The organism is Dyadobacter sp., assembly GCF_051859145.1.
GTDB lineage: Bacteria > Bacteroidota > Bacteroidia > Cytophagales > Spirosomataceae > Dyadobacter.
The window spans coordinates 477-4772 of sequence record NZ_JBHYGF010000336.1; the positions used below are offsets into that span (position 1 = coordinate 477).

At 47.8% G+C, this 4296-nt stretch carries 6 protein-coding genes and 1 pseudogene; 3 read left to right on the forward strand and 4 right to left on the reverse strand.

Annotated elements, in window-relative coordinates; translation table 11 throughout:
- Window positions 1-331: pseudogene (locus ACTIE6_RS18100) on the reverse strand (DUF748 domain-containing protein); the annotation flags it as partial.
- 134 nt (window positions 332-465) lie between these two features.
- On the opposite strand from ACTIE6_RS18100, the gene ACTIE6_RS18105 reads away from it, so the two are divergent.
- Both ACTIE6_RS18105 and ACTIE6_RS18110 read left to right on the forward strand, forming a co-directional pair.
- Window positions 466-837, forward strand: a complete 372-nt coding sequence (locus ACTIE6_RS18105; protein ID WP_439557978.1) for a hypothetical protein — start codon at window positions 466-468, stop codon at window positions 835-837.
- Window positions 838-873: 36 nt separating this feature from the next.
- Complete coding sequence (locus ACTIE6_RS18110; RefSeq protein ID WP_439557979.1) at window positions 874-1341, forward strand: GNAT family N-acetyltransferase; 468 nt, start codon at window positions 874-876, stop codon at window positions 1339-1341.
- Window positions 1342-1405: 64 nt separating this feature from the next.
- Here ACTIE6_RS18110 and ACTIE6_RS18115 read toward each other — a convergent pair whose 3' ends face one another.
- Both ACTIE6_RS18115 and ACTIE6_RS18120 read right to left on the reverse strand, forming a co-directional pair.
- Window positions 1406-1798 (reverse strand): hypothetical protein, encoded by a 393-nt coding sequence (locus tag ACTIE6_RS18115; RefSeq protein WP_439557980.1) that lies wholly within the window; start codon window positions 1796-1798, stop codon window positions 1406-1408.
- A 157-nt stretch (window positions 1799-1955) separates the two neighbouring features.
- Entirely contained in the window at window positions 1956-2696 is a 741-nt protein-coding gene (locus ACTIE6_RS18120) for a lysophospholipid acyltransferase family protein (protein ID WP_439557981.1), read from the reverse strand.
- Window positions 2697-2838: 142 nt separating this feature from the next.
- Between ACTIE6_RS18120 and ACTIE6_RS18125 the strand changes: the two genes are divergently transcribed.
- Window positions 2839-3825 carry an acyl-ACP desaturase gene (locus ACTIE6_RS18125; protein WP_439557982.1) on the forward strand — a complete coding sequence of 329 codons (987 nt, stop codon included), beginning with the start codon at window positions 2839-2841 and terminating at the stop codon, window positions 3823-3825.
- A gap of 49 nt (window positions 3826-3874) precedes the next feature.
- Here ACTIE6_RS18125 and ACTIE6_RS18130 read toward each other — a convergent pair.
- Window positions 3875-4296 (reverse strand): gliding motility-associated C-terminal domain-containing protein (locus ACTIE6_RS18130; RefSeq protein WP_439557983.1); only part of this gene is annotated, 422 nt, incomplete at its 5' end.

Consider the following 4296-nt stretch of genomic DNA (forward strand, 5'->3'; position numbering starts at 1 on the left):
GGCCCACGATCTCACCTTTAAAAAGCGCCTTCCATTCTACCGCCAGATCAATCGCATTCGCCGCAAAGAATTTCGTCTGCTTGCCTGTAATGGTATCCGATTTGTTAAGGTAAATGCTGTCAATGCGGTATGCGCCGCGAATAATGGCCAGATCAATGTCGTCAATGTGGCCGTAGTAACCATTGATATTGGCCAGACTTTTATTGGCATAATGAAGTACAACGTAGGGTAAAATAAGCCGGATCGCAACCAGCAGCACCACGATGCCGATGAATATGTTTAACGCGCGCCTTTTCCTGCTCTTTCTGTGTGTAGTTGATTCGTGGGCCATATTTCGAAGTTTATTTCTAAAATCAGCTTAATGCACTGTGCTTTGTAAACAATCGTACCAGCAAACCTTTGTACTTATTACAACTTTCCAACAAGGCTTCGTGTCTATCGGGTTATACTATTCCGTTAGCAACTATGAAAAAAGCATTACCTTTTCTGCTCCTCGCTCTTCTTACCTTTTCCTGCAAAGAAAAAAACGTATCTAAAAATGTTGAAGTGTGTGGGGTGAAGGACCCGATCCGGAATCTCCCCTGGCTGCGCGATCTGGTTGGAAAAGCCAGAGCGAACAAGGAAGACAGAGCGATGACCATCAGCCTGGTTGAGCTTCGCGGTGAGCCGGTTATCAATTATACCTTGTCGTACATGTCGTGTATAGGTTGCCATAATTTCCATTGTGACGGCAGCCGGGTCGATATGAGCAGCTACACGGAAGCCGAGATCCGGGAATTTCAGAAGAACGTTTGGGACGAGAAGGGCAAGCGGATCGTACTCTGGCCTGAGAAATAGTTCTATTTTTGCTGTTTCAAATACTCAACACGCCCGATGAAGCAGCCGATGATCAATTCAAGTCAACTCCTTATCCGAACCGCAACAGACGAAGACCGCAATGCATTATATAAAATGATCTGCGGGCTTGAAAACACAACAATCGATCGGCAGGGCTTTGATTTTGTTTTTGACAGGAATCTGAAAAGCAACAATATCCGGTACTTCCTGGCTTTCCTGGACAACAATCCAGTGGGAATGGTGAGCTGCCATATCCAGCCGCTGCTACACCACGCGGCGCTGGTATCCGAGATCCAGGAGATGTATGTGGAGCCTGAGTACAGGTCTTTACAAATCGGTAAAGCTTTGGTAGAACGCGTGGTGAATTTTGCCAGGAAACAGGGCGCCATCCAAATGGAAGTTACCTCACGCAATATCCGAGAAGAGGCGCACCGGTTTTACCAGCGGGAAGGCTTTGAAAAATCACACGTCAAGCTGGTCAGGTATTTCAGGGATGAAGCATAAAAAAGCGCCACGCTATAAGCGTGGCGCTTTCCAAATTACCCTAAACCTTCAACTGCCATGAAAATTAATATCTGTCTCTGCGGTCACGCGCCCAGTGATCGCCCCGGCCGCTGCTCATTCTCCGGGTATCCGCCATCAGTCTTTGCAGGTCTTCGCGGATGATACGCGCTTCTCGTGGGGATAATCTGCCGCGGTAACTGAATCTTTGTTCGCGCGCCTCAATCCTTTCATACTGGCTCATTAGTGCATTGGCTTCACGGGATGAAAGTGTCCCGCGCTGCACGCCCATTGCGATTTGCTGGCGGACCTCTCTCTGCATGTGATGGATATCGGAGCCCCGGCCATTACGTTGACTATTGTGGTAGTCGCCGCGGGTGTCATAGCGGGGACCGTACTGTGCATTAGCGGAAGAAAAACTAAGAACAAGTACTGCGGCGGCAAAAAGTATCTTTTTCATGACCAATAAATTTTAAAGTTCGTTGGTTAGAGGGCCGCAGGGTATACAGGTTTAAATGCCCATTGTTAACAATTGTTAAGGCAATGAAGCTTGTGGGAAATTGGATGAAGAGCGTGTTTTCAGGTGTGTATAACCTGCTGTATATCAGTCAAATGATTTATTCAGAAACACGGATGATTTTTCTGATTTCCTCCTGCGCTTCGGCGAGCACTTCTTCCACTTTTCTTCCGGCGGGTTCAATGCCGGGCAGGACTGTCCAGCTCAGCCGTGCAAAGGATTTTAGCGGGAAGACTCCCCTGGGGTTGAATGCGCCTGTCCCGTCAATTGCTACGGGAACAATCAGCGCGTCGGGAACGCGTTTCAGCAAAGTGGCTACGCCGCCGGTCAGGAACGGGCGCATTAATCCGCTGGCTGTGCGGGTACCTTCGGGGAAAATGATAACGGATGATTTCTCCTCCTGTATCAGCTTGCCCAGGCGGGCGATTTCTGTAATAGCCTGCTTGCTATCCTTGCGGTCGATCAATGCGGCGCCGCTTTTCCGCAGGTTGTAAGAAATGCTTGGAACGCCATTTGCAAGGTTGATTTTGGATACAAACCTAGGTCTGTATTTTCGCAGATACCAGTAGATGGCGGCGATATCGTAGCTGCTCTGGTGGTTAGCAACAAATATGATGGGACGATTGTCGGGAAGTGTGGTGCGTTTTTGAAGGGTAATGCGCGCGCCGGTGAGGTACAAACCGAATGCGAGGCTGAAATTGAGCCACTCTACCGAAGTCCGGTGCGCTTTTGGACCGAAGACATTAAAAGCAATTACCTGTACTACATGAAATACCAGAAGACTAATACTAAAATGAATCAGATATAAGACACTTAACAGATAATCGAGGATTTTTTTCATTCTTATTTTTTCTGCAAAAATAACCTAAAACTGTTTTGTTGTATCCTAAAATCTGGAATTGGAAATGACTCCTGTCATGTAAAACTTACAGATTATTGACTTTATTTGTAAAATATAATTGAGCGTTAAAACGAATTTGACAATGGACATCGCACTTTCAGCAGAGAGGCTTGAAGTCATGAAGCACATAGGAAAGGACCTGGATGCACTGATAGCCGAATACCTAAAGCCAATTGACGAAAACTGGCAACCTTCCGACTTCCTTCCCGATTCACGAAGAGAAAATTTTGCCGGTGAAGTAAAACTTTTGCAGGAAAGCTGCCGCGATCTTCCATACGATTACATTGCAGTTCTGATTGGGGATACCATTACCGAGGAAGCATTGCCGACTTATGAATCCTGGTTGGTAGATGTGATTGGTGTTAATCAGGTAGACGAGCCGGAATCGGGCTGGGTGAAGTGGGTGAGGGCATGGACAGCGGAGGAAAACCGCCACGGCGACCTGTTGAATAAATATTTATATCTGTCTGGCCGCGTGAACATGCGCGCAATGGAGGTATCTACGCAATACCTGATCGCCGACGGTTTCGATATCGGTACAGACAGAGATCCCTATAGAAACTTCATTTACACTTCTTTTCAGGAGCTTGCAACGAATGTGTCTCACAGACGTACTGCCACTTTGGCCAAGAAATTCGGGAACCCGCATTTGTCAAAAATATGCGGCGTAATCGCGTCTGACGAAGCTCGTCACGCAAAAGCATATAAAGCATTTGTGACCCGCATCCTGGAAGTGGATCCTTCCGAGCTGATATTGGCTCTGGAAGATATGATGAGAAAGAAAATAGTGATGCCCGCTCACTTTATGAGAGAAACGGGTATGAAGATGGGCGAAACATTTTCGCATTTCTCGGATGCAGCCCAGCGGCTCGGCGTTTACACGACACAAGACTACATTGAAATACTGGAAAGCCTGCTCGTGGAGTGGGAAATCGGCGCAGTGAAAGGGATTAACGAAAAAGCGGAAAAAGCGCGTGACTATCTGATGGCGCTGCCGACAAGATTGAGACGAATTGCAGACCGTACGCGCGTCCCTGACCTCGCTTACGAATTCAGCTGGATCAGCTAATATTTTCAATTGAACTTCAAACGCTCTTCTTTCAGAAGGGCGTTTTTTGTTAACGGAGCAGCATTACCGCGCCTTTCTTCTGAATAACCCTGCCTTTTCCGGAGGTACCCTCGATTTCCCAGACGTAAGTTCCGCTCACCGGCGTTGCGCCTTTAAAGCGTCCGTCCCAGCCGGTATTCAACTGATCAGTTGCAAATACAACTTCTCCCCAGCGGTTGTAAATCCTGAAATATTGAAGGGAAGCGATATCGTTCAGGACAGGCAGCAGCACTTCATTCTTGCCGTCGCCGTCAGGTGTGAATGCACCAGGAATGGATATGCTCTCTGTTCTTTTAATTTTCAGATTGACCTGCCCGCTTCCCTTGCAGCCGTGTTCCGAAGTGATCTCGACACGATAAGTCTGATCTTCCTGCAAAATGGCCACCGGGCTCTGGCTTGCCGGATTATTGAGCCCGTCGGGCGGCAACCACG

Coding starts and splice junctions, on each gene's coding strand:
- ACTIE6_RS18105 (WP_439557978.1), top strand. CDS start 466: ATGAAAAAAGCATTACCTTTTCTGCTCCTCGCTCTTCTTACCTTTTCC.
- ACTIE6_RS18115 (WP_439557980.1), bottom strand. CDS start 1,798: ATGAAAAAGATACTTTTTGCCGCCGCAGTACTTGTTCTTAGTTTTTCT.
- ACTIE6_RS18120 (WP_439557981.1), bottom strand. CDS start 2,696: ATGAAAAAAATCCTCGATTATCTGTTAAGTGTCTTATATCTGATTCAT.
- ACTIE6_RS18125 (WP_439557982.1), top strand. CDS start 2,839: ATGGACATCGCACTTTCAGCAGAGAGGCTTGAAGTCATGAAGCACATA.
- ACTIE6_RS18110 (WP_439557979.1), top strand. CDS start 874: ATGAAGCAGCCGATGATCAATTCAAGTCAACTCCTTATCCGAACCGCA.